We start from the raw sequence: 25,636 nt of genomic DNA on the forward strand, positions 1-25,636 counted from the left end.
GCGTCGGCCTCGTGCTGCCGGGCGGCGCGGCGCCAGCGCCCCTGCCGGAACCAGGTCGCGATGCCGCCGGCGATCACGCCGAGGATGGCCGAGGCGATGATGACGACGAACAGCGGCAGTGTGACCGCAACCGTCGGCGTCACAGAGTTGAAGGGGTCGAACGACACCGTCACCCAGTGACGGTTGGCGACTGCAAAGATGATGAAGATCAGTCCGAGCGGAATGACGACGACTGCCGTGAAGAACTTTCGCATGACCATCTCTCGCAGCGATGGAGAAGGTGCGGGCACATCACCCGCAGCACGGCAAACGCCTGTCGTCGCGCCTTAGGCGTCGGCCTTGTCAGGCGTCAGCCTTGGGCGCGTCGATCCTGGAGGCTCCCGCCTCGGCCTCGTCGCGATTGAGACGCTCGCGCATTTCCTTGCCGGTCTTGAAGAACGGCACGCTCTTCTGGTCGACCGGCACATGCTCGCCGGTGCGTGGATTACGACCGGCACGAGCCGGGCGATGCTTCACCGAGAAAGCGCCGAAACCACGCAGCTCGACGCGGTCGCCACGCGCCAGCGCCGCGACAATTTCATCGAGAATTGCATTCACAATATTCTCGACATCCCGCTGATAGAGGTGCGGGTTGTGCTCGGCGATACGCTGAACAAGTTCGGATTTGATCATCGAAAGTGGGATCCGGGCTCTTGCGGAAACCCATTTCCGTGAAAATGCCGTGCACTGTCAAGACGCTAAATCGATTTAGGGCGCCGTGAAATCGCGTGACAAATAGCCCAATTGGGGCATGTGCCGATTCCCGCAGAGCGGGAATAGCCTGATGAGCACGCCCAAGCACGCATTGGACAGCCGACTAGTTGGTTCCTCCGGGGGCCCACAGCGCCAGCATGCCGTCGAGCCCGAAACGCTCGACCGCCTGGGCCATGCCGCCCTGCTCGATCCGCCGCGCGATGGCGCCCAGGCCGAACGCATCGAGCGTCATCGACGCCGCGCTGCGCAGGAAGGTCAGGTCGCCGAACCGCGGATTAAGCTTGTAATTGCGCACCGGCAGGTCGCTTTTGATCTTCTTCTCCGCGACCAGCCAGGCAATCGCGGTCTTCTCATCCCCGAGCTGATCGATCAGCTTGAGATCGACCGCCTGCCGGCCGGTGAAGACGCGGCCGTCAGCAACCTTCTCCAGCAGGGCGTCGTCCATGCCGCGCCGTTCCTTCACCAATCCACGGAACCATGCATAGGAATCCTTGACCAGGCCCTCGATCGCGGCGCGGGCTTCGGGGCTGGTCGGCTCCATGCCATTGGGCGCGGCCTTCAGCGGCGAGGACTTGATCTCCTCCATCTTCACGCCGACGGTCTTGAGCAATTCGGAAACGTTCGGAAACTGGAAGAGCACGCCGATCGAGCCGACCAGCGAGGTCTGCTGGGCGACGATATGATCGGAGGCGATCGCCGTGATGTAGCCGCCCGAGGCAGCCAATCCCTCGACCACCACGACGAGCGGCTTCTTCGCCTTCAACTGCATGAGCGAGTCGTAGAGCTGCTCGGAGCCCGCGGTGGTGCCGCCGGGCGAATTGATGTGCACGACAACGGCCGCATAGCTCGACTTGCCGAGCCGCTCCAGCGCCTCGACGCGCTCCTGGTCGCTGCGGATCAGTCCATCGATGTTGATCCGCGCGATCGCGTTCGAGGTCGAGAAGCTGCCGCGCCCGCCGGCGGCGATCACACCCACGCCGACGATCGCCGCAATCGCAATGACCGCAGCGGCGACGCGCCAGAACGTCAGCTTGCGCCTGATACGGCGGCGGTCGACGATCACATCTGAATCCAGCGACATCCGATCTCTCCAGAATAGTCAGCGCGCAATCCGCGCGTTTTGCAGTCGCAGCGTCACTATCTGCTTAGCCAAATACATCAATTGCGGCGCAATTTGAAGAAAACAAGGCCCCGCGCTTATCCGTAGCCCTGATGGAGCGGAGCGCAATCCGGAAAGTCCATCGCCGGGATAGAGCCCCGGATTTCGCTCCGCCCATCCGCGCTACGGGCAACCAGCATAGCTTCAAACAAAAAAGGCCCCGGCTTGCGCCGGGGCCCCAATTGCTCGCCTCAATCGGCGATGACTTACTTGTCGGTACCGCGGTTCTTCAGCGCGGTGCCGAGGATGTCGCCAAGCGTCGCTCCCGAATCGGAGGAGCCGTACTGCGCGATGGCTTCCTTCTCTTCGGCAACTTCCAGCGCCTTGATCGAGACCTGCACCTTGCGGGCCTTCTTGTCGAACTGGATGACGCGGGCATCGACCTTCTCGCCGACGGCAAAGCGTTCGGCGCGCTGGTCGTTGCGATCACGCGCCAGCTCGGAGCGCTTGATGAAGGTGGTGAACTCGGTGCCCGAAATCCGAACCTCGATGCCGCTTTCCTTCACTTCGAGCACTTCGCAGGTCACGACCGCGCCCTTCTTGACGTCGCCCGGCTCGGCGAAGGGGTCGCCTTCGAGCTGCTTGACGCCGAGCGAGATACGCTCCTTCTCGACATCGACGTCGAGCACCACGGCCTTGACCATGTCGCCCTTCTTGAAGTTGTCGATGACCTGCTCGCCCGGAAGCTTCCAGTCGAGGTCGGAAAGATGGACCATACCGTCGACGTCGCCGTCGAGACCGAGGAACAGACCGAACTCGGTCTTGTTCTTGACCTCGCCTTCGACGGTCGAGCCGACCGGGAACTTCTCGACGAAGACTTCCCAGGGATTGCGCATGGTCTGCTTGAGACCGAGCGAGATGCGGCGCTTGACCGAATCCACTTCCAGCACCTGCACTTCGACTTCCTGCGACGTCGAAACGATCTTGCCGGGGTGCATGTTCTTCTTGGTCCACGACATCTCGGAGACGTGGATCAAGCCTTCGATGCCCGGCTCGAGCTCGACGAACGCGCCGTAGTCGGTGATGTTGGTGACGCGGCCGGTGAAGCGCGCACCCAACGGGTACTTGGCTTCGATGCCCTGCCATGGATCGTCCAGCAGCTGCTTCATGCCGAGCGAGATGCGGTGCGTCTCGTGGTTGATCTTGATGATCTTGACCTTCACGGTCTGGCCGATGGTCAGCACCTCGGTCGGGTGGTTGACGCGGCGCCAGGCGATATCGGTCACGTGCAGCAGGCCGTCGATGCCGCCGAGATCAACGAACGCACCGTAATCGGTGATGTTCTTGACCACGCCGTCGATCACCTGACCCTCTTCGAGGTTCTGCACCAGCTCCTGGCGCTGCTCGGCGCGGGTCTCTTCGAGAACCGTGCGGCGCGACACCACGATGTTGCCGCGGCGGCGGTCCATCTTGAGGATCTGGAACGGCTGCGAGTTGTTCATCAGCGGCGCAACGTCGCGGATCGGACGAATGTCGACCTGGGAGCGCGGCAGGAAGGCCACCGCACCGTCGAGGTCAACCGTGAAGCCGCCCTTGACCTGGTTGAAGATGACGCCGTTGACCTTTTCGTTGTTCTGGAACGCCTTCTCGAGCTTGCCCCAGCTTTCCTCGCGGCGCGCCTTGTCGCGCGACAGCACGGCTTCGCCGAGCGCATTCTCGATGCGGTCGAGGAACACCTCGACTTCGTCACCGACCTTCAGGTCGCTTTCACGGCCGGGGCCGGCGAATTCGCGCAGCGCGACGCGGCCTTCGGTCTTCAGGCCGACGTCGATGACGGCCATGTCCTTCTCAATTGCAACCACCTTGCCCTTGATGACCGAGCTTTCCTGCAGATTGCCGCCGGCAAAGGACTCATCAAGCATCGCCGCGAAGTCGTCGCGGGTCGGGGTGTAAGAAGACGCAGAATTCGAAACCATTTGATCTCCAGTGCGGATTCTTGCCGGCAGTTCGGGTTGATGGGCGCACCGCGCGTGAAGTGTCAGGGTTCCGCAAACCCTGACGGCCGCTCATTGCAGGAGGTGCAACAGCGGGCCGGCAGCAAAACTGCACGTTCGGTACGTTTGATTGATCCGGAGCCTGATTACGAAAATATCGACTGCAAAGCCTGGGAGCGGGCGTTCCTCCAGATGCGGCAAGGGCTAAAACCCATCGCCGGCCCGCTCAGACACGGCCTCGACATGGTCGATGGTGCTCCGAACGGCGCTGATATAGCCCCGGGAGCTGCTTTCGGCAAGCAGGAAATGCCCCATTTTGCTGGGCTTTCGGGCCTAAAGGGCCCTCCGATGCCGACGATTCCGGCGCTTGTCTAGCGCTTGGCGCGCGCCGCCTCGACGATCGCGATGGCGGCGCGAACGCCAGCCTCGATATCGAGGTTGGAATTGTCCAGCGTGTGGGCGTCCGCGGCCGGCCGCAACGGCGCGATCGCCCGGCTCTGGTCCCGTTCGTCGCGCTTGAGGATGTCGGCCAGCACCGCCTGCTCGTCGGCATCCTCGCCGCGGGCACGCGCCTCCAGCGTGCGCCGCCGCGCCCGCACGCGGGGGTCGGCGACCACGAAGATCTTCACGTCGGCATCCGGGCAGATCACCGTGCCGATGTCGCGTCCATCCAGCACCGCGCCGGGCGGATCGGCGGCGAACTGGCGCTGGAAGTTCACCAGCGCCTCGCGCACCTTGGGGAAGGCCGACACAACCGACGCGCCCTCGCCGACCTTCTGGGTCTTCAGGATCGGGTTGCCGAATTTCTCGGGGTCGAGCTCGAGCGCGATGGTCACGGCCAGCGCCTCATCGTTGAGGTCCGCGCCCTGCGCCATCATCGCGTAAGCCACCGCGCGATAGATCACGCCGGTGTCGAGATGGCGATAGCCGTAGTGGTGGGCGAGCCGCTTGCCGAGCGTGCCCTTGCCGGAGGCGGCGGGTCCGTCGATGGCGATGATCATGCGAAGTCAGCTCCGAGTGCGCGCATCATCGGAATGAAGTCCGGGAAACTGGTGGCGATGAAGGCGGTGTCGTCGACCTTCACCGGCCGATCCGAAGCGCAGCCCATCACCAGCGCCGACATCGCAATGCGATGATCCATATGGGTGGCGACGAGACCGCCACCCGGAACGTGGCCGCGGCCCTCGACGATCAGATCGTCGCCGGAAACCTCGACCTTGACGCCGTTGACGCGCAGCATGTCCGCGGTCGCTTCGAGACGATCGGATTCCTTGACGCGCAGCTCCTGCAGGCCGCGCATGATCGTGGTGCCTTCGGCAAACGCAGCCGCAACCGCCAGCACCAGATATTCGTCGATCATCGACGGCGCGCGCTCCGGCGGCACCTCGACGCCTTTCAGCTTCGAGGCCCGCACGCGCAATTGCGCCATCGGCTCGCCGGCATCGCCGCGCACGCCGCTCTCCTCGATCGAGGCGCCCATTTCGCGCAGCGTCGTGAAAAGGCCGGTGCGCAGCGGATTGGTCATCACGTCGGAGAACACGACGTCGGACCCTTCGACGATCAGCGCCGCCACGATCGGGAACGACGCCGAGGACGGATCGGCGGGCACCACGACCTCTGCACCGTGCAGCTCGGGCTCGCCGTTGAGCGAGATCCTGCGGCCATGGCGGCCCTCGTTTTCGGAGGAGATCTCGGCGCCGAAATGCTTCAGCATCAGTTCGGTGTGGTCGCGGCTCGCCTCCTGCTCGATCACGGTGGTGATGCCGGGCGCGGACAGGCCCGCCAGCAGCACCGCAGACTTGATCTGGGCCGAGGCGACCGGCGTCTTGTAGACGATCGGCACCGGATAGCGGGCACCGTGCAGGGTGAGCGGCAGCCGGCCGCCCTCCCCGATATCGCTGGTCCGGGCGCCCATCAGCTCCAGAGGGTCGAGGATCCGGCGCATCGGGCGGGAGCGCAGCGAGGCGTCGCCGTCGAAAATGGCCGCGATCGGACAGCCGGCCACCGCGCCCATCACCAGCCGGCAGCCGGTGCCGGAATTGCCGAAATCGAGCGGAGCAGCGGGCTGGGCGAAGCCGCCGACGCCGACGCCTGCGACCGACCAGGTAAACGGCGCCGTCCGCTCTACCCTGGCGCCGAGCGCGCGCATGGATTTGGCGGTATTGAGGACGTCTTCGCCCTCCAGAAGGCCGGAAATCAGGGTTTCGCCGACCGAAAGCGCCCCCAGGATCAGGGCACGGTGGGAAATCGATTTATCGCCGGGAACGCGGACCTTGCCGGCCAGGGGGCCGCAGGCGCGCGATTCCAGCGGGGTCGGGGTGTCAGAATGGGCCAAGATTGTGTCCTCTCGCGCCGCGGCAGGTATCACATAGGCAACACCGCGTCACGCGCCCGTCACTTGCGCGCAAACCGCTATTGACAGCGGCTGCTCAACTAGCCAAGTGAAGCACCGTTTTTCAGCAAAATTCTGGGATGACCACGTTGGCCAAGTCCGAGCTCGGAACCAAGCGCATTTGCCCGACCACGGGCAAGAAGTTCTACGACCTCAACAAGAATCCGGTGATTTCGCCCTACACCGGCGAGGTCGTGCCGATCGCGCCGGTCGCCCCGCCGCGGGGACGCGGCGCGCCCGTGAATTCGCCGGCAACCGCAGCCGAGCCCGAGGCGGCCGAGACCGAAGAAATGGTCTCGCTTGAGGAGGCCGATGCCGAGGAGAACACCGGGAAGGTCAAGGCCCAGGTTCCCGAATCCGAGGACGATATCGAGGTCGATGAGACCATCGACGACGATGACGACGACGATTCGACCTTCATCGCCGACGAGGAAGAGGGCGATGAGGACGTGACCGACATCATTGGTGACGTCGGCGGTGACGAAGAGACTTGAGATCGGCGCCGATCTATGATCAACGGTGCTCCCGCGCGAGTCGTTTAGGCCGCGCGGACCGGGATTGATCCCCCAGGATCATCCCAACTGGATAAGGGGCCATAGCTCAGCTGGGAGAGCGCTTGCATGGCATGCAAGAGGTCGGCGGTTCGATCCCGCCTGGCTCCACCAGCCTTCGCTGGCTTCGCCAGCTACGGCTCGGCAAGCCCTATCGTAGCGAAGGCTGCCGCGGCGTTGCCCGAAGGGCGAAGCCGGGCTCTCACCGAATTCAAATGCGTTAGCATGCTCCCCATTCGCCGCGCGGGGAGCGTCATGAAATACGTCTTCGTTCTCGAAAGCCTCGACAGCCTGCACTTCTACGGCGGTCTCACAGACGACCTGCGAGCTCGGCTGGCCAAGCACAATGCTGGCGAGGTGCCCCATACATCCAAATATGGGCCTTGGCGGCTGAAGACTTACGTCGCCTTCAGCGACGAGAAGCAGGCCGCTACTTTTGAAAAATATCTGAAGTCGACATCCGGCCGCGCCTTCGCCAAGAAGCGCCTCTGACCGCCCTGATCGCGCAGCGCGACGGTCTGCGCCCCGCCGTTTTTGATCCAGAACAAAGTCCGGCACTCCATTGGCTGCTACCCTGTTCGGCGTCAACGGACCCCAAGCCATGAGCAATTCCACCTGGACGGAATTCTTGCGGTGCCCGAGGTGCCAGCGCACGGGCCATGCCCAGCTTTCGGAAGTCACCCCCTTCAGAAACCGGATCGATCTGATCCCGGAGGGCTTCGAGATTCGTCGCGACGAGCGCGGCAGCGATTTCCAGTGCGCAACTTGCAGAGTGCCGGTGCTGCCATGACGGCCGCGCCGCGTGCCACGGCCCCTACTCTCCCAGCACCGCATTGAGCCGGTCGCGCAGTGCGACGATCTCATCCTTCATCGCCAGCAACTCGCCGACGGTGCAGTCCGAGGCCGCAAGAATCGACTGCGGAACGGCCTTGGCCTTTTCGCGCAGCGCCTGTCCCTGCTGTGTCAGTGCGATCAGCACCACCCGCTCGTCTTCGGTGCTGCGGGTCCGCCTGATCAGCTCCGCGGCCTCCAGCCGCTTCAGGAGCGGCGTCAGCGTGCCGGAATCCAGGAACAGGCGTTCACCGAGGTCCTTCACCGGCACGTCGTCGCGCTCCCATAGCGCCAGCATCACGAGATATTGCGGATAGGTCAGCCCGAGCCGGTCGAGCAGCGGCTTGTAGACGCGGTTGAAGGCATGCGCGGTCGAATAGACCGCAAAGCAGATTTGGTTGTCGAGCCGCAGCGCCTGATCCGCCGCCGTCTGTTTCCTGACCATGATCGTCATCGAATCCATCTCGTTTCCGGGTCATTCTGGGCTAACGCGACCGCGAATTCAATTGCGAACAATTAAATGTGAGGCCGCATAATTTATGTTGTGCGCAATTCGATTGTATGCAGTACATAGATCATCGAAACCAAGGGAGACCACGATGTCTGTGAACGTGCTCTACAAGACCAGCGCCAAGGCAACCGGCGGCCGCGACGGCCATGCGGCAACCCTCGACGGCGCGCTCGACGTCAAGCTCACCACCCCCAAGGAGCTCGGTGGCGGCGGCGGCGCCGGCAACAATCCGGAGCAACTGTTCGCGGCGGGCTACGCCGCCTGCTTCATCGGCGCCATGAAGTTCGTGGCCTCGCAGGGTGGCCCCAAGGTTCCCGCCGACGCCGCGGTGACCTCGACGGTCGGCATCGGCCCGCGCTCGGAAGGCGGTTTCGGCCTCGCCGTCGACCTCGCTGTCTCGCTGCCCGGCCTGTCCCGCGCGGACGCCGAAGCGCTGGTCGAGAAGGCCCACCAGGTGTGCCCCTATTCCAACGCCACCCGCGGCAATGTCGACGTCAAGCTGACCGTGGTCTAATTCCACATCGCGCAATGGTCCGCCACGATCCGTGGCAGACCATTGCTTTTCAGATGCCGGTTCGCTTGGCGAACGCACGCGCCGCCTGCTGCATGGGCCTGCGCCGACGGAAGCATTGCTGCTCCGCCTGAAGACCGTTAGCTCTGGGACCCTCGTTATCCGATCCCAACTGAGCGAAGGTTGTTTCCATGAATACCCCAGCAGCCACGGGCGCGATGACCGGACTGCGCGTGATCGATCTGACGCGCGTGCTCGGCGGCCCGTATTGCACCCAGATTCTCGCCGACCACGGCGCCGACGTGATCAAGGTCGAGCCGCCCGCCGGCGACGAGGTGCGCGACTGGGGCCCTCCCTTCCATGAGGAAGACGCAGCCTATTTCGTCGGCATCAACCGCAACAAGCGCTCGATCGGCCTCGACCTCGCCTCCGAGGGCGGACGCGCGGTGCTGATGAAGATGCTCGAGACCGCCGACGTGCTGATCGAGAACTTCAAGCCGGGCACGCTCGACAAATGGGGTATCGGCAACGACGTGCTGCGCGCCAAATTTCCGCGCCTCGTGCATTGCCGGATCTCCGGCTTCGGCGCCGACGGCCCGCGCGGCGGCAATCCCGGCTATGACGCGATCATCCAGGCGATGACCGGCATGATCGCCGCCACCGGCTCGCCGGAGAGCGGACCGATGCGCATCGGCGTGCCGCTGGTCGATATCACCACCGGGCTCTATGCGGCGATCGGCATCCTGATGGCGCTGTCGGAGCGCCAGCGCTCGGGGCTCGGCCAGTTCATCGAGACCACGCTGTACGAGACGGGTCTGGCGATCATGCATCCGCACACAGCGAACTATTTCATGCATGGCAAGCCGCCGTCGCTTACCGGCAACGAGCATCCGAACCTCGTGCCCTATGCGATCTTCCCGACCAAGACCGACAACATCTTCATCGGCGTCGGCAATGACGGCACCTTCCGCAAGCTCGCCAAGGAAATCGGCAAGCCCGAGCTCGGCACCGATCCGCGCTTTGCCCGCAACAAGGACCGCATCGCCAACCGCGATGCGCTGCGGACCGAGCTTGCCGCTGTCTTCAGCCAGCACGAGGCCGAGCCGCTGTGCAATCGGCTGCTCGCCGCCGGTCTGCCGGCAGGCCCGGTGCAGAAGATCGACCAGGCGCTGACCAACCCGCACACGATCCATCGCGGCGACGTCATCGAGAAGGATTGGTACAAGGGCGTCGCCTCGCCGATCCGTCTTGAACGCACCAAGCCGAGCCTGCGCCGCACGCCGCCGAAGTTCAGCCAGCACGCTGCGGAGGTGCTGGGCGAGTTCGGCTACTCCAGGGATGAGATCACCGGCCTGGTTGAAAAGGGCGTGGTCTGCGGTCCCCAGCGTAAGCGCTGACCACGTATTCGAGCAAAGCCCGTCCCGCACTTGGTGCGGGGCAGGCGCCGGTTCAAACCGGCGACTACATGTCAGTCCTGCGGTGCAACGTCGCGTCCGGCGTGGCACCGCACGGAGCCGGCCGCGATCTCCGCCTTTTTTACCGCTTCCCTTTGTCGCGGCTTCCCCCCTACGATGGCTTTCGTTTATACGGTCATTTGAACGTCATCCGGCGCTGATAACGCGCGCAACGAAAGATGACGTTCCAACCGGGAGGGGCTTTTGATGATTTTTCGACGACTTGGCGCTGCCGCTGTAGCCGCCGCTACGCTCGCATTCGCGTCGCCTGCATTTGCGGTGACCGAGATTCAGTGGTGGCACGCGATGACCGGCGCCAACAATGACGTCATCGTCAAGCTGGCCAACGACTTCAACGCATCGCAATCCGACTACAAGGTGATCCCGACCTACAAGGGCGGCTACGCCGACACCATGAACGCCGGCATCGCCGCATTCCGCGCCGGCAACGCGCCGCACATCATGCAGGTGTTCGAGGTCGGCACCGCGACGATGATGGCCGCCACAGGCGCCGTCAAACCGGTCTACAAGCTGATGGCCGATGCCGGCGAGAAGTTCGATCCGAGCGCCTATCTCCCCGCGATCACCGGCTACTACTCGACCTCCAAGGGCGAGATGCTGTCGTTCCCCTTCAACTCGTCGTCGACGGTGATGTGGGTCAATCTCGACGCGCTGAAGAAGGCCAACATCGCCGAAATCCCGAAGACCTGGCCGCAAGTGTTCGAGGACGCCAAGAAGCTGAAGGCGGCCGGTTACACCACCTGCGGCTTCTCCGGCTCGTGGGTCACCTGGGTCAATCTCGAACAGCTGTCGGCCTGGCACAACGTGCCGCTCGCCAGCAAGGCCAACGGCCTCGACGGCTTCGACACCGTGCTCGAATTCAACGGCCCGCTCCAGGTCAAGCATCTCGAGAACCTGGTCGAGCTGCAAAAGGACAAGACCTACGACTATGCCGGCCGCACCAACACCGGCGAAGGCCGCTTCACCTCGGGCGAATGTCCGATCTATCTGACCTCGTCGGCGTTCTTCGGCAACGTCAAGGCGCAGGCCAAGTTCAACTTCACCGCAGCGCCGATGCCCTATTATCCCGACGCCAAGGGCGCGCCGCAGAATTCGATCATCGGCGGCGCCTCGCTCTGGATCATGGGCGGCAAGTCGGCCGAGGAATACAAGGGCGTGGCCAAGTTCCTGACCTTCCTGTCGGACACCGATCGCCAGATCTGGATCCACAAGGCCTCGGGCTACCTGCCGATCACCAAGGCCGCCTATGCCAAGGCCAAGGAAGAGGGCTTCTACAAGGATCAGCCTTATCTGGAGACCCCGCTGCTCGAACTCACCAACAAGGAACCGACCGAGAACTCCCGCGGTCTGCGCCTCGGCAACATGGTGCAGCTGCGCGACATGTGGTCGGAGGAGATCGAGCAGGCGCTGGCCGGCAAGAAGACCGCCAAGCAGGCGTTAGACTCGGCCGTCGAGCGCGGCAACCAGATGTTGCGGCAGTTTGAAAAGACCGCCGTCCACTGACATGATGCGCCAAAGCGCGGTGAGATCGAGTTGAATCGTCACCGCGCTTTGGCTTCTTGTTTGAGCATGATCGTTTCGGAAAACCGCTTCGCACTTTTCCGGGTCATGCTTTAGGCAACCGACAGGCCGCAAGCGCGCGGCCTGCCAATTTTTCCGAGACCATGCAAAAGCAAGCGATTTTCCAATCAAAGCTGTTGCCTTACGCGCTGGTTGCCCCGCAACTTGCGATCGTCCTGATCTTTTTCTACTGGCCGGCCGCGCAGGCGGTGATCCAATCCTTCCTGCTGCAGGACGCCTTCGGACTTTCCACCAGTTTCGTCTGGTTCGAGAACTATCTCGAACTGTTCAAGGACCCGGCCTACTTCGCCGCGATCGTCAGGACCTTCGCGTTCTCGTTCGCGATCGCGGTGTCCTCGCTGTCGTTCGCGCTGCTGCTCGCCGTCATGGCCGACAAGCCGCTGCGCGGCTCGACGCTCTACCGCACGCTGCTGATCTGGCCCTATGCGGTGGCTCCGCCGGTGGTCGGCGTGCTCTGGGTGTTCATGCTGCACCCCTCGCTCGGCGTGCTGTCGCGCTATCTGCGCGCCATGGGCGTCGACTGGAATCCGCTGCTCGACGGCGACCAGGCGGCAGCCCTGATCATCCTCGCCGCGGCGTGGAAGCAGATCTCCTACAACTTCCTGTTCTTCCTCGCCGGGCTGCAGAGCATCCCGAAGAGCGTGATCGAGGCTGCTGCGATCGACGGCGCCCGCCCGATGCGGCGGTTCTGGACCGTGATCTTCCCGCTGCTGTCGCCGACCATCTTCTTCCTGCTGGTCATCAACATCGTCTACGCCTTCTTCGACACCTTCGGCATCATCGACACGATGACCCGCGGCGGCCCCGGCAAGGCGACCGAAACGCTGGTCTACAAGGTCTACACGGACGGCCTACTCGGCGGCAATCTCGGCTCGTCGGCGGCGCAATCGGTCATCCTGATGGTCATCGTCGTCGTGCTGACCGGCATCCAGTTCCGCTTCGTCGAACGCAAGGTGACCTACTGATGGTCGAGGAGGAGGGCTTCCAGCGCTATCTGGCTCACGCCATCCTGTGGATCGGGATCGCGATCGTCGCCTTCCCGGTGTATCTGGCCATCGTCGCCTCGACCCAGGACAATGCCGTCATCGCCAACGGCCAGATGTCGCTGCTGCCCGGCGGCCATTTCCTCGAGACCTACTACCAGACGCTGTTTGTCGGCACGAGCGGCTCGACCCGCGAGCCGGTGCTCAACATGATGCTGAACTCGCTGATCATGGCGCTCCTGATCGCGGTCGGCAAGATCGCGATCTCGATCATCTCGGCCTATGCGATCGTGTATTTCCGCTTTCCGTTCCGGATGGCGATCTTCTGGACCATCTTCATCACCTTGATGCTGCCGGTCGAGGTGCGCATCTATCCGACCTACAAGATCGTCGCCGATCTGCATCTGCTCGACAGCTATGCCGGCCTGTCGCTGCCGCTGATCGCCTCCGCCACCGCGACGCTGCTGTTCCGGCAATTCTTCATGACTGTGCCGGATGAATTGCTGGAGGCCTCGCGGATCGACGGCGCGGGCCCGTTCCGCTTCTTCTGGGATACGCTGTTGCCGCTGTCGCGCACCAACATGGCCGCGCTGTTCGTGATCCTCTTCATCCTCGGCTGGAATCAGTATCTCTGGCCGCTGTTGATCACCACGCGCGACGACATGCAGACCATCCAGGTCGGCATCCGCAAGATGATCACCACGACCGACGCGCTGACCGAATGGCCTGTCGTGATGGCGACCGCGCTGCTCGCGATGCTGCCGCCGGTGTTCGTCGTCGTCGTGATGCAGAAACTGTTCGTGCGCGGATTGGTGGAGACGGAGAAGTAATGGCCAACGTCACGCTGCGCAGCGTCCGCAAGACCTATCCCGGCGGCTTCGAAGCCATCAAGGGCGTCGATGTCGACGTCGGCGACGGCCAGTTCTGCGTGCTGGTCGGACCAAGCGGCTGCGGCAAGTCCACGCTGCTGCGCATGGTTGCGGGGCTCGAGACCATCACCGGCGGCGAGATCGACATCGGCGGCCGCGTCGTCAACCAGGTCGAGCCCGCCGATCGCGACATCGCGATGGTGTTCCAGAACTACGCGCTCTATCCGCATATGAGCGTCTACAACAACATGGCCTACGGCCTGCGCAACCGCGGCATGGCCGAGGCCGAGATCAGGACCCGGGTCGAAGAAGCCGCGCGCGTGCTTGAGCTCTCGCCGATGCTGGAGCGCAAGCCGCGCCAGCTCTCCGGCGGCCAGCGCCAGCGCGTCGCGATGGGCCGCGCCATCGTGCGCCAGCCGAAAGTGTTCCTGTTCGACGAGCCGCTGTCGAACCTCGACGCCAAGCTGCGCATCGCGATGCGGGTCGAGATCCGCAAGCTGCAGCGCCGGCTCAACACCACCTCGATCTACGTCACCCACGACCAGCTCGAGGCGATGACGCTGGCCGACATCCTGGTGGTTATGAATGGCGGCCAGGTCGAGCAGATCGGCAATCCCTTGGATATCTATCAGAAGCCGGCGACCACCTTCGTCGCCTCCTTCATCGGCGCCCCGCCGATGAATTTGATGCCGCTGCGCTCGGACGAGCTGACCTCCCAGATCGCGGGCGCCGATGGCGCCGGCATCGTCGGCATCCGGCCAGAGGACTTCGTGATCACCGGCGAGACCGCATCCGGCGGCGTCGCGCTCGGCCTGACGGTCGAGGCGATCGAGCATGTCGGCGCCGAGACCTTCGTCTACGGCAGCCGCCGGCGCGAGGAGCAGGGCGTTGCCGCCAATCCGGGCGAGCTGCCGCCCGGCGAGGTCATCGTCCGGGTTCCCGGCACCACCGGACCTGCGATCGGCGAGCGAATCCGGGCGGTCGCCCCCCGCGACAAACTGCATCTTTTTACCGCCGACGGCCGCAAGCGCGTCGGCCCGTAACCGATCGGGAAGAATTTACCCTCATGTTGCGGGCGTTTAGGCTGGTTTCGGGGCTGCTTGAACGCTATCCAGATCGCCCCCATATCCCTCACTGACCGACGGGCAAGCGGCCCGCCGGTTGCATGGGGTGCCGCAAGGGCCCCTCAAAGTCGCTTCGAGAGGACTTTGTAATGTCTCGTGTTCCATCGTTGTCCAGTCCGTTCCTTCTGGGATTCGACGAGATCGAGCGTGCGCTCGACCGCGTCGTGAAGGGCGCCGACGGCTATCCTCCGTACAACATCGAGCGGTGCGACCGTACCAACGGGCAGCCTGAGCGGTTGCGCATCACGTTGGCGGTGGCGGGCTTCACCCGCGACCAACTCGATGTAACTATTGAGGAAAATCAGCTCGTCATCCGCGGCCGCCAGCAGGACGACAAGGCTCGGCAATACATCCATCGCGGCATTGCCGCGCGCCACTTCCAGCGCACTTTCGTGCTGGCGGAGGGGATGCAGGTGCTGGGCGCGGATCTGAAGAACGGGCTGTTGTCGATCGATCTGGCCAGACCAGAACCTGAACGGGTCATTAAGACAATCGCTATCAATGAGCACGAATAATAGAAACAACGAGCGGACTCGACCGCTTATCTGACTGAGGAGTCGAGACCATGAGTGAAGCGAGTATCATCTACCAATCCGACAGCGTCACGCCGGAAGCGCTGGCTCATCTGGGCGAGGGCCACATCGCCTATGTGAAGCAGGTTCGTTCCGAGGACGTGCCAGATCTCTTTCCGCAGGCGCCGAAGATCGCGCCGGGCCTCAAGCTGTTCGCGCTGCATGCCGCCGACGGCACGCCGATCATGCTGACAGACAGCCGCGAAGCCGCGATCGCCAACGCCTGGAGCAACGAGTTGCAGGCCGTCAGCGTCCACTGACGCTGCCCACAGACGGCTGAATTTCAGCACCGCGAATACGATGCGCGGGCATGCCTCGACACCGAGGCGGCCCGCGCATTTTTTATGACGATGTTGTCGATGTGGCGATCATCGGCCCCATGCTGAGCTGCACCTCGCCGGGAACGCCATAGTCGCGCATCAGCATGCGGTTGTTGCGCAGCCCGCAGGCCTCCCGCTGCACCACGAACATCCAGAGCGCATGGCCGGCTTCCCGCACCAGCACGCGGCGGGCCTGCTGCCTTGCTTCAGAGGGCGGATGCTCGACGTCGAACTCGCGCAATTTGGCGAGCGCCTGTTCCAGCGCGCGGCCCATTCGTCCGAGCGCACTCGCTCTCTCTTCGGCGAGCTCGTAAGCGAGAACGTCGACGGGAACGCGATCAAGGCGAAAGTCTCGGGACATCGGCCATCCCAGGTTCGCACGCGCAATGTTGCGCACGTCCGTCTTCTGGCGGGACCCGCCGCTTGTCAATAGGTGCTCGCGCCCTCGATCGCGCCAGGTGAAGGCCCGCTCAATTTGAGCTGTTCTTTTTGCGAGCTTTGGGCACCGGACCGTGAGCGCCGCTCCATTTCGCTCTGCGCAATTCCGTGCTGTAATTGGTTCCCGTGAAACCCAATGCGACAAAGGAATTTCCAGCGAGAATTAACCGCCAAATCGATTGAAGGAGATCCGAGCATGCAGAAGAGCTTGCTGATCAATCTCGTTGCTTCAGTGTCGATTTCCGTTGTCGCGACTGGTGTCGCGATTTCCGCGCAGGACAAATACAGTCTGCAGGTGCCGAACGGGCTCGCGTTCTCCGAGTTCAGGGGATACGAGGACTGGTCCGTGATCGCGATCAGCGAGAACGAAGGCGTCATCGCCGTGATCCTGGGCAATCCGGCGATGATCGGCGCCTACCGGGAGGGCGTGCCCGGCAATGGCAAGCCGTTCCCGGATGGCGCCAGGATGGCGAAGATCCATTGGATTCCGAAAAAGCAGGACGCGTATCCCGGTCAGCCGACGGTGCCGGGCGCCCAGCACGACGTCGATTTCATGGTGAAGGACAGCAAGCGGTTCGCAGACAGCGGCGGCTGGGGATACGGCGCGTTCGAGTATGACCCGGCGTCTGATGTGTTCAGGCCTGCCAACACGACGGACAATCCGCCACAGGAGAACGACGCCAAGTGCGGGTATGCCTGCCACACCGTGGTACAAAACCGCGACTACGTCTTCACCGAGTACGGCAAGAGGTGAACGCAAGCTAGCGCTCTGTCAGTCGCACGCGGATATCCGGCTTGAGCACCTTGCCGACCTTGGAACGCGGCAGATCGTCCCAGACCTCGATCTGCTTCGGCGTCTTGATGCTGCCGATCTGCTGTTTGACGAAGGCGGCCAGCGCGTTTGGATCGACGGTGTGGCCGGCGCGTGGCTGCACCACGGCGACGATGCGTTCGCCCCATTTGGCATCGGGCAATCCGATGACCGCACAATCCTGCACCGCCTCATGGGCACGCAACGCATTCTCGACCTCGATCGAGTAGACGTTGAAGCCGCCGGTGATGATCATGTCCTTGGCGCGATCGACGATAAAGAGGTAGCCGTCACCGTCGATGTAGCCGATGTCGCCGGTGTGGTGCCAACCATGCGCCGAGGCTTCGCGTGTCGCCTCCGGGTTCTTGTAGTAGCCTTCCATGACGAGGGAGCCGCGCACCACGATCTCGCCGCGCGCCCCTGCGGGCAGCAGCTTGCCGTCGCCATCCATGATGCCGGCCTGCACCAGCGGGCCGATCCGCCCTGCGGAGGAGAGACGCTCCAGTGCGATCGAGCCGTCCGGATTGTAGTGATCGGCAGGCGCCATCATCGAGATCATCATCGGCGCCTCGGTCTGGCCGAACAGCTGCGCCATCGGCCCGATCCGCTGCAAGGCCTCCGCGAGCCGCGTCGCCGAGATGGGCGCCGCGCCATACCAGAAGCATTGCAGCGAGCTGCGATCGGCCGCGTCGAGCCTGGGATGATCGAGCAGCATGTAGATCACGGTCGGCGGCAGGAACGTGTGGGTGACGCGATAGCGCTCGATCAGCGCCAGGAACTCGCCGATGTCAGGGTGATGCATGATCACGACGCGGCCACCGAGCGTCATGATCGGAAAACACAGCACGCCGGCGGCATGCGTCAGCGGCGCCAGCGCGAGATAGACCGGGCGGCCCTTGAACGGATAGCCCATCAGGGTCAGCGCGGTCATCGCCTCGATGTTGCGCCCCGAGAGCATCACGCCCTTCGGCTTGCCGGTGGTGCCGCCGGTGCCCGGGATCATCGCGAGATCGTCGATCGTGTCGCGCTGATAGCGATCGTCGGCGAGCCCAACGAGCCAGCGGTCGAAGGACGGCGCGAACGGCAGCTCGGTATCGAGGCAGACCAGCGCGCGCAGCTTCGGCAGATCCTGCCTGACGGCCTCGACCATCGGCGCAAAGCTGGAATGAAACAGCAGCAGGCTGCAATCGAACTGGTCAAGGATGAACTTGTTCTCGGCCGCTTCGTTGCGCGGATTGATCGGGCACCACACCGCGGCGGCGCGCGAGATGCCGAACACGCAGGCAAAGGCGAGCGGATCGTTGCCGGACAGGATTGCGACCTTATCGCCGGGAGCGATGCCCGACCGCTCGAGCCCGCGTGCGATCCGGTAGCTCAGCCGCTGGACTTCGCCATAGCTGAGGTCGCGTCCGTCCATGGTCAAGCACGGCGCATCAGCGCCGAGCGAGGCACCCTTATCGAGATAATCGATGAAGCGCATGGCGGGTCTCGCGCTAGGATGCGGGTGACGCGCGATGCGTCACCCGCGGGTAGAGCGTTTTCGAGCAAATTGGATGCGGGCCCGTTTGACGAAAACGCTTCAGGGAACGGAGTGTTGAGCCCCGATCGGATCGGGGCTCAAGCTTAATCGTGCACCGTCAGGACCGGCTTGCCGACCAGGCCGAAGCTACGCAATTGTCCGAGCAGTTCGTGATGGCCGAACGCCTGGCAGCCAGAAGCGAAGCCGACGCGCTTGGGCGGTTGCTGCAGCAGGTACGCCGCAGCAAAGGCCTGCAGCATGCCGGTCTGCTTGTAGTTGCTGTTGCCGTAGATGACGCAGTGCGCGCGCCCCAGCGGGCCGGAGGCATACACCGAATCCATCGACTTGTTGACGCGCGGGTTCTCGCGCGGCGGCATGGTGTTCATCACGCCGGCAGCGGTCTGCGCCAACGCGGCGTAGCGCTCGGCGGGCTTCATGCCCTTGGTCGCCTCCAGCGCGGCGGCAACGATCTGCGGCACGCCCAGCATCAGCGCGCGGTTGAACACGCCGCCCAGCACCTTCACGTTGGCCACGCGCGGATCGCGCTTGAACCATACCGGGTGCGAGGTGCCGCCCCAGGGCAACGCCAGCGCCAGCTCGTGCTGACCGGGAATGGCGAGGTTGGTGAGGCCGGCATCGGGCTGATGCTCGACGTATTTGTTCTGCTCCAGGTAGTAAGCCTTGGCCATCGCGGCGTTGACCAGGATGGTCTGCGTCGAGGCGATGGTCGGGCTGCCGCCCCAGAACACGGCGATATCCAGCGTGTCGAGGCCGGGCGTCTCCAGGCAGAGCTGCGCGGCGATCTCGCCGGTGGTGTACATCTGCGCGATGCCGGGCGCCAGCAGCAGGCCGGCATTGGCGAACTTCGCGCCGAACTCCTGCTCGAGCATTATCAGCCAATCCTGCTCGCCGGTCGTGTCGGTGTAGTGGCACTTGGCAGCGAGGCAAGCCTGCACCACCTCGACGCCGAACTTGGCGAACGGGCCCACGGTGTTGAGCACCACCGAGGCGCCCTTGAACAGTTCGGTCAGCGCCGAAGTGGTGTGCGGCACCGTCACCACTTCGTAGTCGGCGGTCTCGATGCCGGCCACGTTCGACTTCATCGCGGCGTTGAGCTTGTCGGCGCTGCGGCCGGCGGCGATGAAGGGGATGTTGTACTCGCGCAGATACTCGCAGACCAGTCGGCCGGTGTAGCCGGACGCGCCATAGACGATGACGGGCTTCTTCTCGCTCATTGCGATCCTCCGAAATGCTTGTTGTCGACCTTGTTGCTACATGCCCATGCCGCCATCGACCGGCAGGCCGATGCCGGTGATGAAGCGGGCGTCGTTCGAGCACAGGAACACCGCGGCGTCGGCGATGTCGGAGACCTCGGCGAGCTTGCCGAGCGGCGTCTGCTCCACGACCGAACCGACCGCGGCATTGACGTCGGGCGCAAGGCCGATCTTGACGATGTCATTGGCGAGTTGCAGGCCCATGTCGGTCGGGATCAGACCGGGATAGATGCAGTTGACGCGCACGCCATAGCCGAGCTTGCCGGCTTCCATCGCACCGACGCGCGTCATGCGATCGACCGCTGATTTGGTGCCGGAGTAGACGGCGATGCTCGGGAAAGCGATCGTCGCAGCGACGGATGCGATGTTGACGACCGCGCCGCCCTTGCCCGCCGCGCCGCCCGGCCGCATCGCGCGGAAGGCGTGCTTCATGCCGAGCACGGTGCCGACGATGTTGACGTCGCACATGCGGCGCGCGTCCTCGGCCTTGATGTCGGCGACCAGCGAGGTGATCTCGATGCCGGCATTGTTGATCAGGATATCGAAGCCGCCGAGGGTTTCGACCGTCGCGGCCGCAGCCCGCTCCCATTGCGCGTCGTCGGTGACGTCGAGTTTTGCAAATCCGGTCTTCACGCCGGCCTTGGCGATCTCGGCGGCGGTCGCCTTGCCGGCATCGTCGAGAATATCGCCGATCATGACCGCGGCACCGGACCGCGCCAGCGCCTGCGCGATCGCTGCGCCAATCCCCCGGGCGCCGCCGGTGACCAGGGCTTTCCTCCCTTCAAGGCTCTTCCCACTCATGACGTAGTCCTCCCTTTGCTTGGTGATTGATCAGTGCCGCAGCCGGCGGCAGCGCCGGCCGGCGGCCTGCATGGTCTGAGCGTATTGGTGGTGGCGGCCGGGGTCGGCGGGGCGCAGCGTTGGCGCGCCCGGCGATGCGTTTCCTCCTGCTTTGTCGATTGGTCAGCCGTCTTGACGGTTGTCCAAATTATTGACCCAACCCTCGTCCAGGGACTTGACACTTGTCAAGCCTGAATTTGACAAGTGTCAAAGAGGATGATTGTGAAGGGATGGAGCACACCGCAGTCGCCGCGGTATAGTTGCTCAGAACGTTTTCAAGCGAAGTGGATTCCGGTTCGCGTGAAGAAAACGCGTCAAACAAGAATCTAGAGCCCCGTTCCGATTCAATCGGAACGGAATAGGCTCTAGCAGGAAGAGACAGAGGATAGGCACCGGATGGCGCGTCAAGCGACAGGAGCGGCCCAGCGCGTGGCCGTAGCGGCCGAGACGCTGCGCGACGAGAAGTTCAACGCACGGCGCATCGAGCTTGCGGAGGCCGCGCTCGAAACGCTTGGCGAGCTCGGCTTCGCGCGCACGAGCCTGCGCGAGATCGCGCAGAACTCCGCATTCACGCACGGCGTGTTTCACTACTACTTCAGCGACAAGCTCGATCTGATCTGCTGTTGCGTCCGCCACTACAAGGCGAAATGCGTGACGCGATATGACGAGGTGGTGACGACGGCACGCAGCCGCGACGAATTGACCGAAGGCTTCCTCGCCAAGCTCGCGGCAACGCTCGAGAACGAAGCGCGCATGCATCGGCTCTGGTACGATCTGCGTTCGCAGGCGATGTTCGAGCCGGCGTTTCGCAAGGACGTGCTCGAGATCGACAAGAGCCTCGAAGCGATGATCTGGCGCATCGCCACGCGCTACGCCGAGCTCGGCAACAAGCGGCCGGCGTCGTCACCGGCCGCGCTCTATGCCCTGTTCGACGGCCTGTTCCAGAGTGCGCTGCTCAGGCATCTCGCGAATGATGAGAAGGCCGTTCCGGACCTGCTTGACGAAGTTCGTCGTTTGCTGCCGACAATCTGCTGAGACATTGCGGCGTACACAGCTTCGTAGCCCGGAGGAGCCAACGGGGCGCGCGTCGTCACGTTACACATCGATTATGCTCTGGTGACGGTTACGCGAACGAATTCGCTGACGCGGATGCTTACGCCGCGCTCGCCGGCGGCAGTGCGAGCACCGAATAGATCGCCTGCGCGTCGCGCGAGGCGCGCAGCTTCTTGGCGACGTCCTGGTCACGCAGCAGGCGGGCGATGCGCGCCAACGCCTTGAGATGATCGGCGCCGGCGCCTTCGGGCGCCAGCAGCAGGAAGATCAGATCGACCGGCTGGCCATCCATCGCCTCGAAATCGATCGGGCGCTCGAGGCGGGCGAAGAAGCCGAACAGCTTTTCCAGCTTGGGCAGCTTTCCGTGCGGAATGGCGACGCCATAGCCGACCGCCGTGGTGCCGAGCTTCTCGCGCTGCAGCAGCACCTCAAAGATGGCGCGTTCGTTCTGCCCGGTCAGAGCCGAAGCACGCGCGGCGAGTTCCTGCAGCGCCTGCTTCTTGCTGATGACTTTCAAAGCCGGGAGTATCGCCTCGGGTGCGACCAGATCGGTAATCGGCATTGGGACGTTCCGAGGTGAATGACCGTCAGGTTGCGAAATAGGCTTTACAGCGGCGGCGTCAAGAAGATGAGGTGGGATGCGGGCTTAGCCCGGGTCCGGTTGGCAGGGCTTCTACTCCAACGTATCGGCGGTGCCAACAGCTGCGAACCCTGTTCCGTCCCCCTTATTCCTGGAGGCGGCGGACCATAAGCAGGGCTGGCTTCGGACGTCAATGCCATCTGCCATATATCCTCAGGGGCTCACCGCGGGCGGATCTACCCAGCCGACATTGCCGTCCGTACGGCGGTATATGATGTTCAACCGGCCACTGCCGCCATGCTGGAACACCAGGCAGGAGGCGCCGGTCAGATCGAGCTCCATCACGGCTTCGCTGACCGACAGCCGTTTCAGCGCGGTGGTTGCCTCGGCAATGATCACCGGGCTGTATTCGGTGACCTCGTCCTCGTTCTCGGGCGCCTCGATGACGTAGCTCGGCGCGTCGAGCCCGGCGCCGTTCAGTTCGGCGAGCGCCGCCGTCGCAGCGTAAGTCTTGCGGGCAGAGCGGTCCTTGAGCCGGCTCTTGTAGCGGCGCAGGCGCTTCTCGATCATCAGCAGCGCGACATCGGCGCTGGCATAGGCATCGGCGGCGTTTGATTCGGCTTCCAACGTAATGCCGGAATCCAGATGCAGCGCGCAGTCGGTTCGGAAGCCGAAGCCATCCTTGCTCAGCGTGATGTGACCGGAATAGTTGCCATCAAAATACTTTCGCAGGACCTCGTCGGTGCGCTCGCTGACGCGCGCCCGAAGCGCCTCGCCGATGCTGATGCTCTTTCCCGAGATTCGAAGGGTCATTTGATGCCTCAATTGCTGGATGCCTCGATCACTCTTGCAGGAGCATGATGCTTGCTGGGCTTCCGGTCACCTCCCTGGCAGGACGACGCTTCACCTGGAACAATTGAGACTATCCCGATTTGACGCGAACGCAACGAGCGCATGAACGCGCCCGTACTCGAACGGGGTCCCGCTCAAGAAGTAACCTAAACGGGGGCTGTATCGCGCGACCGGTCGGACGAGGAGGCTGGGGCCGAAAGGGCATTGCCGAGCATGCTCTGTTTGTCACGGCGGCGCTGCACCGAGGATGGTATCCGCATCGCCTCGCGGTACTTTGCAACGGTGCGGCGGGCGATATCAATGCCCGAAGCGCGCAAACGTTCCACGATCGTGTCGTCGGACAGGATCGCCGACGGCGCCTCGCCGTCGATCAGTTGCTTGATATGGTGTCGCACCGCTTCGGCCGAATGCGCCTCGCCGCCGTCGGCGGACGCGATCGACGCGGTGAAAAAATACTTCAATTCAAAACTGCCGCGATTGGTCGCCATGTACTTGTTGGCAGTGACGCGCGACACCGTCGATTCGTGCATCTGGATCGCGTCCGCCACCGCTTTCAGATTGAGCGGCCTCAAATGTGCGACGCCATAGGTGAAGAAACCATCCTGCTGGCGAACGATTTCAGTTGCCACCTTGAGGATGGTGCGGGCGCGCTGATCGAGCGCGCGCACCAGCCAGGTCGCGTTCTGCAGGCAGTCGGTGAAGTACGACTTGTCACCGTCCTTGCGGATCGTCTTCGACAGCTCAGAGTAATAGGTCTGGTTGACCAGGACGCGTGGCAGAGTGTCGCTGTTGAGCTCGACATGCCAGCCGCCGTCGGGGCCCGGACGCACATAGACGTCAGGCACCATGGTTTGCGTCCGCGAGGCGCCGAACTTCAGGCCGGGCTTCGGATCGAGCCGGCGGATCTCCGCGATCATGTCGGTGATGTCTTCATCGTCGACACCGCAGAGCTTCCGCAGGCCTGCGATGTCGCGTTTGGCGAGCAGGTCGAGATGCTCGACCAGCGCCTGCATCGCCGGATCGTAACGATCGAGCTCGCGCAGCTGGATCGCCAGGCACTCGCTCAAGTTTCGCGCGCAGACGCCCGGCGGATCGAATTTCTGCAGCACCGCGACGACCTCGTCGACCGCTTGCTGCGATGCGCCAAGCCGCTCGGCGGCCTGGCCGAGATCGGCCGGCAGGTAGCCGGCGTCGTCAACGAGATCGATCAGATACTGCCCGATCATGCGCTGCGCCGGCGCCGAGAACGCCACTGCGAGCTGTTCGGCGAGGTGATCGGCGAGTGTCAGTTCGGCGGCCACGAAGGCTTCGAGATTGTATTCGTCGTCGCTGGAGGCGCCGCCGCCCCATTCGGTATAGACCGACGGTGGCGCGTCCTGCGCGCGCGCGCAGCAGCCTCCGCCGGCTCCTCGGAAAACACATTGTCGAGACGGGTGTCGAGCGTCTGCTCGATCTCGGCGCGGGTGCCGAGGTCGCGGTTCAGCCACTCCTCCTGGCCGGGCTCAAAGGCGGCCTCGCCGCCCGAACCGGCGGCCATGTCGGATGCGTCGCCGTCGTCGCCATAATTGTTGGAACCGTCGGAATCGCCGTAGTCCGGCCGCTCCATGGCCGGCTCGCCCGCCACCGGCGGTTCCGGCCCGTCGGCGGCCCGCTCAAGCAGCGGGTTGCGCTCCAGCTCTTCCTCGACAAAGGTCGACAGATCAAGGTTCGACAGCTGCAGCAGCTTGATCGCCTGCATCAGCTGCGGCGTCATCACCAGCGACTGCGACTGGCGGAACTCTAGTCTTTGCGTCAGCGCCATGGAGGCAAGATCGACCCTGAAAGTTGGCTCGATTCTTGCTTATCTTAGTCCGTGAAGCTTGTACACGGCTTGACGGATGCAATTTTTGGGCTAAAGGCGGAATTCCTCGCCAAGGTAAAGCCGGCGTACATCCGGATCATTAACGATCTCCTCCGGGCTGCCCTCAGTCAAGATCTCACCGGCATAGACGATGTAGGCACGGTCGGTCAGGCCGAGCGTCTCACGGACGTTATGGTCGGTGATGAGCACACCGATGCCGCGGTTGGTGAGGTGGCGGACGAGGTCCTGAATGTCGCCGACCGCGATCGGGTCGATGCCGGCGAACGGTTCGTCGAGCAGCATGTAATTGGGCCGCGTCGCCAATGCGCGCGCGATTTCGACGCGGCGGCGCTCGCCGCCGGACAGCGCGATCGACGGGCTCTTGCGCAGCCGCGTGATGTTGAATTCGTCGAGCAGCGAATCCAGCTCGTGCTCGCGCTTCTTCTTCGAAGGCTCGACGACCTCGAGCACGGCGCGGATGTTCTGCTCGACCGTGAGGCCGCGGAAGATCGAGGCTTCCTGCGGCAGGTAGCCGATGCCGAGGCGTGCACGCTGATACATCGGCAGCTTGGTGACGTCGTGGCCATCGAGCTCGATCGCGCCGCGATCGGCCTTGATCAGGCCGGTGATCATGTAGAACACGGTGGTCTTGCCGGCGCCGTTGGGCCCGAGCAGGCCGACCGCCTCGCCGCGGCGAACATAGATGCTGACGCCACGCACGACCTGGCGGCTGCCAAAGCTCTTTTCGACGCTGTGCACGGCGAGATAACCCGGCCGCTTGATGAGCTGCGGCGCAGCAGCGGCGTTGTTACGGGCGGGCCTCGCACGCGCTGGAGCGGGCGCAGCAGCCGGCTGGGACCGCG

28 protein-coding genes, 1 tRNA gene and 1 pseudogene are annotated in these 25,636 nt (G+C 63.8%); 15 read left to right on the plus strand and 15 right to left on the minus strand.

The genetic code is table 11. The features are described 5' to 3' along the window. The 4 genes from H8A92_RS29225 to rpsA form a co-directional block, all read right to left on the minus strand. Window positions 1-254, minus strand: a 254-nt coding sequence (locus H8A92_RS29225; RefSeq protein ID WP_229198967.1) for a lipopolysaccharide assembly protein LapA domain-containing protein, incomplete at its 3' end; no start/stop codon positions are given. An 88-nt stretch (window positions 255-342) separates the two neighbouring features. Then, complete coding sequence (locus H8A92_RS29230) at window positions 343-672, minus strand: integration host factor subunit beta (protein WP_146986275.1); 330 nt, start codon at window positions 670-672, stop codon at window positions 343-345. 184 nt (window positions 673-856) lie between these two features. Next, complete coding sequence (gene sppA, locus H8A92_RS29235; RefSeq protein ID WP_229198968.1) at window positions 857-1,834, minus strand: signal peptide peptidase SppA; 978 nt, start codon at window positions 1,832-1,834, stop codon at window positions 857-859. Window positions 1,835-2,118: 284 nt separating this feature from the next. Beyond that, the gene (gene rpsA, locus H8A92_RS29240; protein WP_076863580.1) at window positions 2,119-3,828 is read right to left on the minus strand and encodes a 30S ribosomal protein S1; all 1,710 of its coding nucleotides are present in this window, start codon (window positions 3,826-3,828) and stop codon (window positions 2,119-2,121) included. 39 nt (window positions 3,829-3,867) lie between these two features. Between rpsA and H8A92_RS29245 the strand changes: the two genes are divergently transcribed. Beyond that, a complete protein-coding gene (locus H8A92_RS29245; RefSeq protein ID WP_229198969.1) occupies window positions 3,868-4,221 on the plus strand; it encodes a hypothetical protein in 354 nt (117 codons plus the stop codon). Here the strand turns inward: H8A92_RS29245 and cmk are convergent. Beyond that, window positions 4,218-4,847 (minus strand): (d)CMP kinase, encoded by a 630-nt coding sequence (cmk, locus tag H8A92_RS29250; protein ID WP_229198970.1) that lies wholly within the window; start codon window positions 4,845-4,847, stop codon window positions 4,218-4,220. The two genes, H8A92_RS29245 and cmk, sit on opposite strands and share 4 nt — an antisense overlap. Further along, window positions 4,844-6,181 carry a 3-phosphoshikimate 1-carboxyvinyltransferase gene (aroA, locus tag H8A92_RS29255; RefSeq protein WP_229198971.1) on the minus strand — a complete coding sequence of 446 codons (1,338 nt, stop codon included), beginning with the start codon at window positions 6,179-6,181 and terminating at the stop codon, window positions 4,844-4,846. Before aroA ends, cmk begins: the two co-directional genes overlap by 4 nt. A 146-nt stretch (window positions 6,182-6,327) precedes the next feature. Here aroA and H8A92_RS29260 point away from each other — a divergent pair, with 146 nt between their 5' ends. The 4 genes from H8A92_RS29260 (at window position 6,328) to H8A92_RS29275 (ending at window position 7,579) form a co-directional block, all read left to right on the plus strand. After that, window positions 6,328-6,732, plus strand: a complete 405-nt coding sequence (locus H8A92_RS29260; RefSeq protein WP_163153987.1) for a TIGR02300 family protein — start codon at window positions 6,328-6,330, stop codon at window positions 6,730-6,732. Between the two features lie 95 nt (window positions 6,733-6,827). After that, a tRNA-Ala gene (locus tag H8A92_RS29265) sits at window positions 6,828-6,903 on the plus strand. Between the two features lie 141 nt (window positions 6,904-7,044). Continuing rightward, entirely contained in the window at window positions 7,045-7,281 is a 237-nt protein-coding gene (locus H8A92_RS29270; RefSeq protein WP_229198972.1) for a GIY-YIG nuclease family protein, read from the plus strand. A 109-nt stretch (window positions 7,282-7,390) separates the two neighbouring features. Beyond that, window positions 7,391-7,579 carry a hypothetical protein gene (locus tag H8A92_RS29275; RefSeq protein WP_229198973.1) on the plus strand — a complete coding sequence of 63 codons (189 nt, stop codon included), beginning with the start codon at window positions 7,391-7,393 and terminating at the stop codon, window positions 7,577-7,579. Window positions 7,580-7,603: 24 nt separating this feature from the next. On the opposite strand, the gene H8A92_RS29280 is transcribed toward H8A92_RS29275, so the two are convergent. Beyond that, window positions 7,604-8,065 (minus strand): MarR family winged helix-turn-helix transcriptional regulator, encoded by a 462-nt coding sequence (locus H8A92_RS29280; RefSeq protein ID WP_229198983.1) that lies wholly within the window; start codon window positions 8,063-8,065, stop codon window positions 7,604-7,606. A gap of 154 nt (window positions 8,066-8,219) precedes the next feature. Here H8A92_RS29280 and H8A92_RS29285 point away from each other — a divergent pair, with 154 nt between their 5' ends. The 8 genes from H8A92_RS29285 to H8A92_RS29320 all read left to right on the plus strand — a co-directional run bounded on the left by H8A92_RS29285 (window position 8,220) and on the right by H8A92_RS29320 (window position 15,506). Continuing rightward, window positions 8,220-8,645, plus strand: coding sequence for an organic hydroperoxide resistance protein (locus tag H8A92_RS29285; RefSeq protein ID WP_024584324.1), 426 nt, complete (start codon window positions 8,220-8,222; stop codon window positions 8,643-8,645). A 188-nt stretch (window positions 8,646-8,833) separates the two neighbouring features. Next, window positions 8,834-10,039 (plus strand): CaiB/BaiF CoA transferase family protein, encoded by a 1,206-nt coding sequence (locus H8A92_RS29290; protein WP_229198974.1) that lies wholly within the window; start codon window positions 8,834-8,836, stop codon window positions 10,037-10,039. Window positions 10,040-10,303: 264 nt separating this feature from the next. Continuing rightward, window positions 10,304-11,620 carry a sn-glycerol-3-phosphate ABC transporter substrate-binding protein UgpB gene (gene ugpB, locus H8A92_RS29295; RefSeq protein WP_229198975.1) on the plus strand — a complete coding sequence of 439 codons (1,317 nt, stop codon included), beginning with the start codon at window positions 10,304-10,306 and terminating at the stop codon, window positions 11,618-11,620. Window positions 11,621-11,781: 161 nt separating this feature from the next. Continuing rightward, window positions 11,782-12,663 carry a sn-glycerol-3-phosphate ABC transporter permease UgpA gene (gene ugpA, locus H8A92_RS29300; protein ID WP_050424108.1) on the plus strand — a complete coding sequence of 294 codons (882 nt, stop codon included), beginning with the start codon at window positions 11,782-11,784 and terminating at the stop codon, window positions 12,661-12,663. Then, the gene (gene ugpE / locus H8A92_RS29305; protein WP_229187477.1) at window positions 12,663-13,511 is read left to right on the plus strand and encodes a sn-glycerol-3-phosphate ABC transporter permease UgpE; all 849 of its coding nucleotides are present in this window, start codon (window positions 12,663-12,665) and stop codon (window positions 13,509-13,511) included. The genes ugpA and ugpE overlap by 1 nt, the downstream gene beginning before the upstream one ends. After that, a complete protein-coding gene (locus H8A92_RS29310) occupies window positions 13,511-14,593 on the plus strand; it encodes a sn-glycerol-3-phosphate import ATP-binding protein UgpC (RefSeq protein ID WP_229198976.1) in 1,083 nt (360 codons plus the stop codon). The genes ugpE and H8A92_RS29310 overlap by 1 nt, the downstream gene beginning before the upstream one ends. Window positions 14,594-14,763: 170 nt before the next feature. Then, entirely contained in the window at window positions 14,764-15,189 is a 426-nt protein-coding gene (locus H8A92_RS29315) for an Hsp20 family protein (protein ID WP_021082592.1), read from the plus strand. A 50-nt stretch (window positions 15,190-15,239) separates the two neighbouring features. Beyond that, on the plus strand, window positions 15,240-15,506 hold the full coding sequence (locus H8A92_RS29320; protein ID WP_029082491.1) for a BQ00720 family protein: 267 nt from the start codon (window positions 15,240-15,242) through the stop codon (window positions 15,504-15,506). 82 nt (window positions 15,507-15,588) lie between these two features. Here H8A92_RS29320 and H8A92_RS29325 read toward each other — a convergent pair whose 3' ends face one another. Continuing rightward, on the minus strand, window positions 15,589-15,927 hold the full coding sequence (locus tag H8A92_RS29325; RefSeq protein WP_229198977.1) for a DUF6665 family protein: 339 nt from the start codon (window positions 15,925-15,927) through the stop codon (window positions 15,589-15,591). A 273-nt stretch (window positions 15,928-16,200) separates the two neighbouring features. On the opposite strand from H8A92_RS29325, the gene H8A92_RS29330 reads away from it, so the two are divergent. Next, window positions 16,201-16,758, plus strand: coding sequence for a cytochrome P460 family protein (locus H8A92_RS29330; RefSeq protein ID WP_229198978.1), 558 nt, complete (start codon window positions 16,201-16,203; stop codon window positions 16,756-16,758). Window positions 16,759-16,765: 7 nt separating this feature from the next. Here H8A92_RS29330 and H8A92_RS29335 read toward each other — a convergent pair whose 3' ends face one another. From H8A92_RS29335 to H8A92_RS29345, 3 genes are all read right to left on the minus strand, one after another. Continuing rightward, window positions 16,766-18,295: an AMP-binding protein gene (locus tag H8A92_RS29335; RefSeq protein WP_229198979.1), complete on the minus strand. Its 1,530-nt coding sequence runs from the start codon at window positions 18,293-18,295 to the stop codon at window positions 16,766-16,768. Between the two features lie 143 nt (window positions 18,296-18,438). Further along, window positions 18,439-19,569, minus strand: coding sequence for a DUF5938 domain-containing protein (locus tag H8A92_RS29340; protein ID WP_229198980.1), 1,131 nt, complete (start codon window positions 19,567-19,569; stop codon window positions 18,439-18,441). 36 nt (window positions 19,570-19,605) lie between these two features. After that, complete coding sequence (locus H8A92_RS29345; RefSeq protein WP_050424116.1) at window positions 19,606-20,409, minus strand: SDR family NAD(P)-dependent oxidoreductase; 804 nt, start codon at window positions 20,407-20,409, stop codon at window positions 19,606-19,608. Window positions 20,410-20,844: 435 nt separating this feature from the next. On the opposite strand from H8A92_RS29345, the gene H8A92_RS29350 reads away from it, so the two are divergent. Further along, complete coding sequence (locus H8A92_RS29350) at window positions 20,845-21,483, plus strand: TetR/AcrR family transcriptional regulator (RefSeq protein WP_229198981.1); 639 nt, start codon at window positions 20,845-20,847, stop codon at window positions 21,481-21,483. 118 nt (window positions 21,484-21,601) lie between these two features. On the opposite strand, the gene ptsN is transcribed toward H8A92_RS29350, so the two are convergent. From ptsN to lptB, 4 genes and pseudogenes are all read right to left on the minus strand, one after another. Continuing rightward, entirely contained in the window at window positions 21,602-22,063 is a 462-nt protein-coding gene (ptsN, locus tag H8A92_RS29355; protein ID WP_016843543.1) for a PTS IIA-like nitrogen regulatory protein PtsN, read from the minus strand. A gap of 231 nt (window positions 22,064-22,294) precedes the next feature. Beyond that, a complete protein-coding gene (gene hpf, locus H8A92_RS29360; RefSeq protein WP_163153961.1) occupies window positions 22,295-22,894 on the minus strand; it encodes a ribosome hibernation-promoting factor, HPF/YfiA family in 600 nt (199 codons plus the stop codon). Between the two features lie 185 nt (window positions 22,895-23,079). Next, window positions 23,080-24,734, minus strand: a pseudogene (rpoN, locus tag H8A92_RS29365) (RNA polymerase factor sigma-54). A gap of 90 nt (window positions 24,735-24,824) precedes the next feature. After that, a partial coding sequence (gene lptB, locus H8A92_RS29370; protein WP_229198982.1) for an LPS export ABC transporter ATP-binding protein occupies window positions 24,825-25,636 on the minus strand: 812 nt, incomplete at its 5' end.

This window comes from Bradyrhizobium acaciae (genome assembly GCF_020889785.1).
Taxonomy (GTDB): domain Bacteria; phylum Pseudomonadota; class Alphaproteobacteria; order Rhizobiales; family Xanthobacteraceae; genus Bradyrhizobium; species Bradyrhizobium acaciae.

Coding starts and splice junctions, on each gene's coding strand:
- H8A92_RS29230 (WP_146986275.1), bottom strand. CDS start 672: ATGATCAAATCCGAACTTGTTCAGCGTATCGCCGAGCACAACCCGCAC.
- sppA (WP_229198968.1), bottom strand. CDS start 1,834: ATGTCGCTGGATTCAGATGTGATCGTCGACCGCCGCCGTATCAGGCGC.
- rpsA (WP_076863580.1), bottom strand. CDS start 3,828: ATGGTTTCGAATTCTGCGTCTTCTTACACCCCGACCCGCGACGACTTC.
- H8A92_RS29245 (WP_229198969.1), top strand. CDS start 3,868: ATGGGCGCACCGCGCGTGAAGTGTCAGGGTTCCGCAAACCCTGACGGC.
- cmk (WP_229198970.1), bottom strand. CDS start 4,847: ATGATCATCGCCATCGACGGACCCGCCGCCTCCGGCAAGGGCACGCTC.
- H8A92_RS29270 (WP_229198972.1), top strand. CDS start 7,045: ATGAAATACGTCTTCGTTCTCGAAAGCCTCGACAGCCTGCACTTCTAC.
- H8A92_RS29275 (WP_229198973.1), top strand. CDS start 7,391: ATGAGCAATTCCACCTGGACGGAATTCTTGCGGTGCCCGAGGTGCCAG.
- H8A92_RS29280 (WP_229198983.1), bottom strand. CDS start 8,065: ATGGTCAGGAAACAGACGGCGGCGGATCAGGCGCTGCGGCTCGACAAC.
- H8A92_RS29285 (WP_024584324.1), top strand. CDS start 8,220: ATGTCTGTGAACGTGCTCTACAAGACCAGCGCCAAGGCAACCGGCGGC.
- H8A92_RS29290 (WP_229198974.1), top strand. CDS start 8,834: ATGAATACCCCAGCAGCCACGGGCGCGATGACCGGACTGCGCGTGATC.
- ugpB (WP_229198975.1), top strand. CDS start 10,304: ATGATTTTTCGACGACTTGGCGCTGCCGCTGTAGCCGCCGCTACGCTC.
- ugpA (WP_050424108.1), top strand. CDS start 11,782: ATGCAAAAGCAAGCGATTTTCCAATCAAAGCTGTTGCCTTACGCGCTG.
- ugpE (WP_229187477.1), top strand. CDS start 12,663: ATGGTCGAGGAGGAGGGCTTCCAGCGCTATCTGGCTCACGCCATCCTG.
- H8A92_RS29310 (WP_229198976.1), top strand. CDS start 13,511: ATGGCCAACGTCACGCTGCGCAGCGTCCGCAAGACCTATCCCGGCGGC.
- H8A92_RS29315 (WP_021082592.1), top strand. CDS start 14,764: ATGTCTCGTGTTCCATCGTTGTCCAGTCCGTTCCTTCTGGGATTCGAC.
- H8A92_RS29320 (WP_029082491.1), top strand. CDS start 15,240: ATGAGTGAAGCGAGTATCATCTACCAATCCGACAGCGTCACGCCGGAA.
- H8A92_RS29325 (WP_229198977.1), bottom strand. CDS start 15,927: ATGTCCCGAGACTTTCGCCTTGATCGCGTTCCCGTCGACGTTCTCGCT.
- H8A92_RS29330 (WP_229198978.1), top strand. CDS start 16,201: ATGCAGAAGAGCTTGCTGATCAATCTCGTTGCTTCAGTGTCGATTTCC.
- H8A92_RS29335 (WP_229198979.1), bottom strand. CDS start 18,295: ATGCGCTTCATCGATTATCTCGATAAGGGTGCCTCGCTCGGCGCTGAT.
- H8A92_RS29340 (WP_229198980.1), bottom strand. CDS start 19,569: ATGAGCGAGAAGAAGCCCGTCATCGTCTATGGCGCGTCCGGCTACACC.
- H8A92_RS29345 (WP_050424116.1), bottom strand. CDS start 20,409: ATGAGTGGGAAGAGCCTTGAAGGGAGGAAAGCCCTGGTCACCGGCGGC.
- H8A92_RS29350 (WP_229198981.1), top strand. CDS start 20,845: ATGGCGCGTCAAGCGACAGGAGCGGCCCAGCGCGTGGCCGTAGCGGCC.
- ptsN (WP_016843543.1), bottom strand. CDS start 22,063: ATGCCGATTACCGATCTGGTCGCACCCGAGGCGATACTCCCGGCTTTG.
- hpf (WP_163153961.1), bottom strand. CDS start 22,894: ATGACCCTTCGAATCTCGGGAAAGAGCATCAGCATCGGCGAGGCGCTT.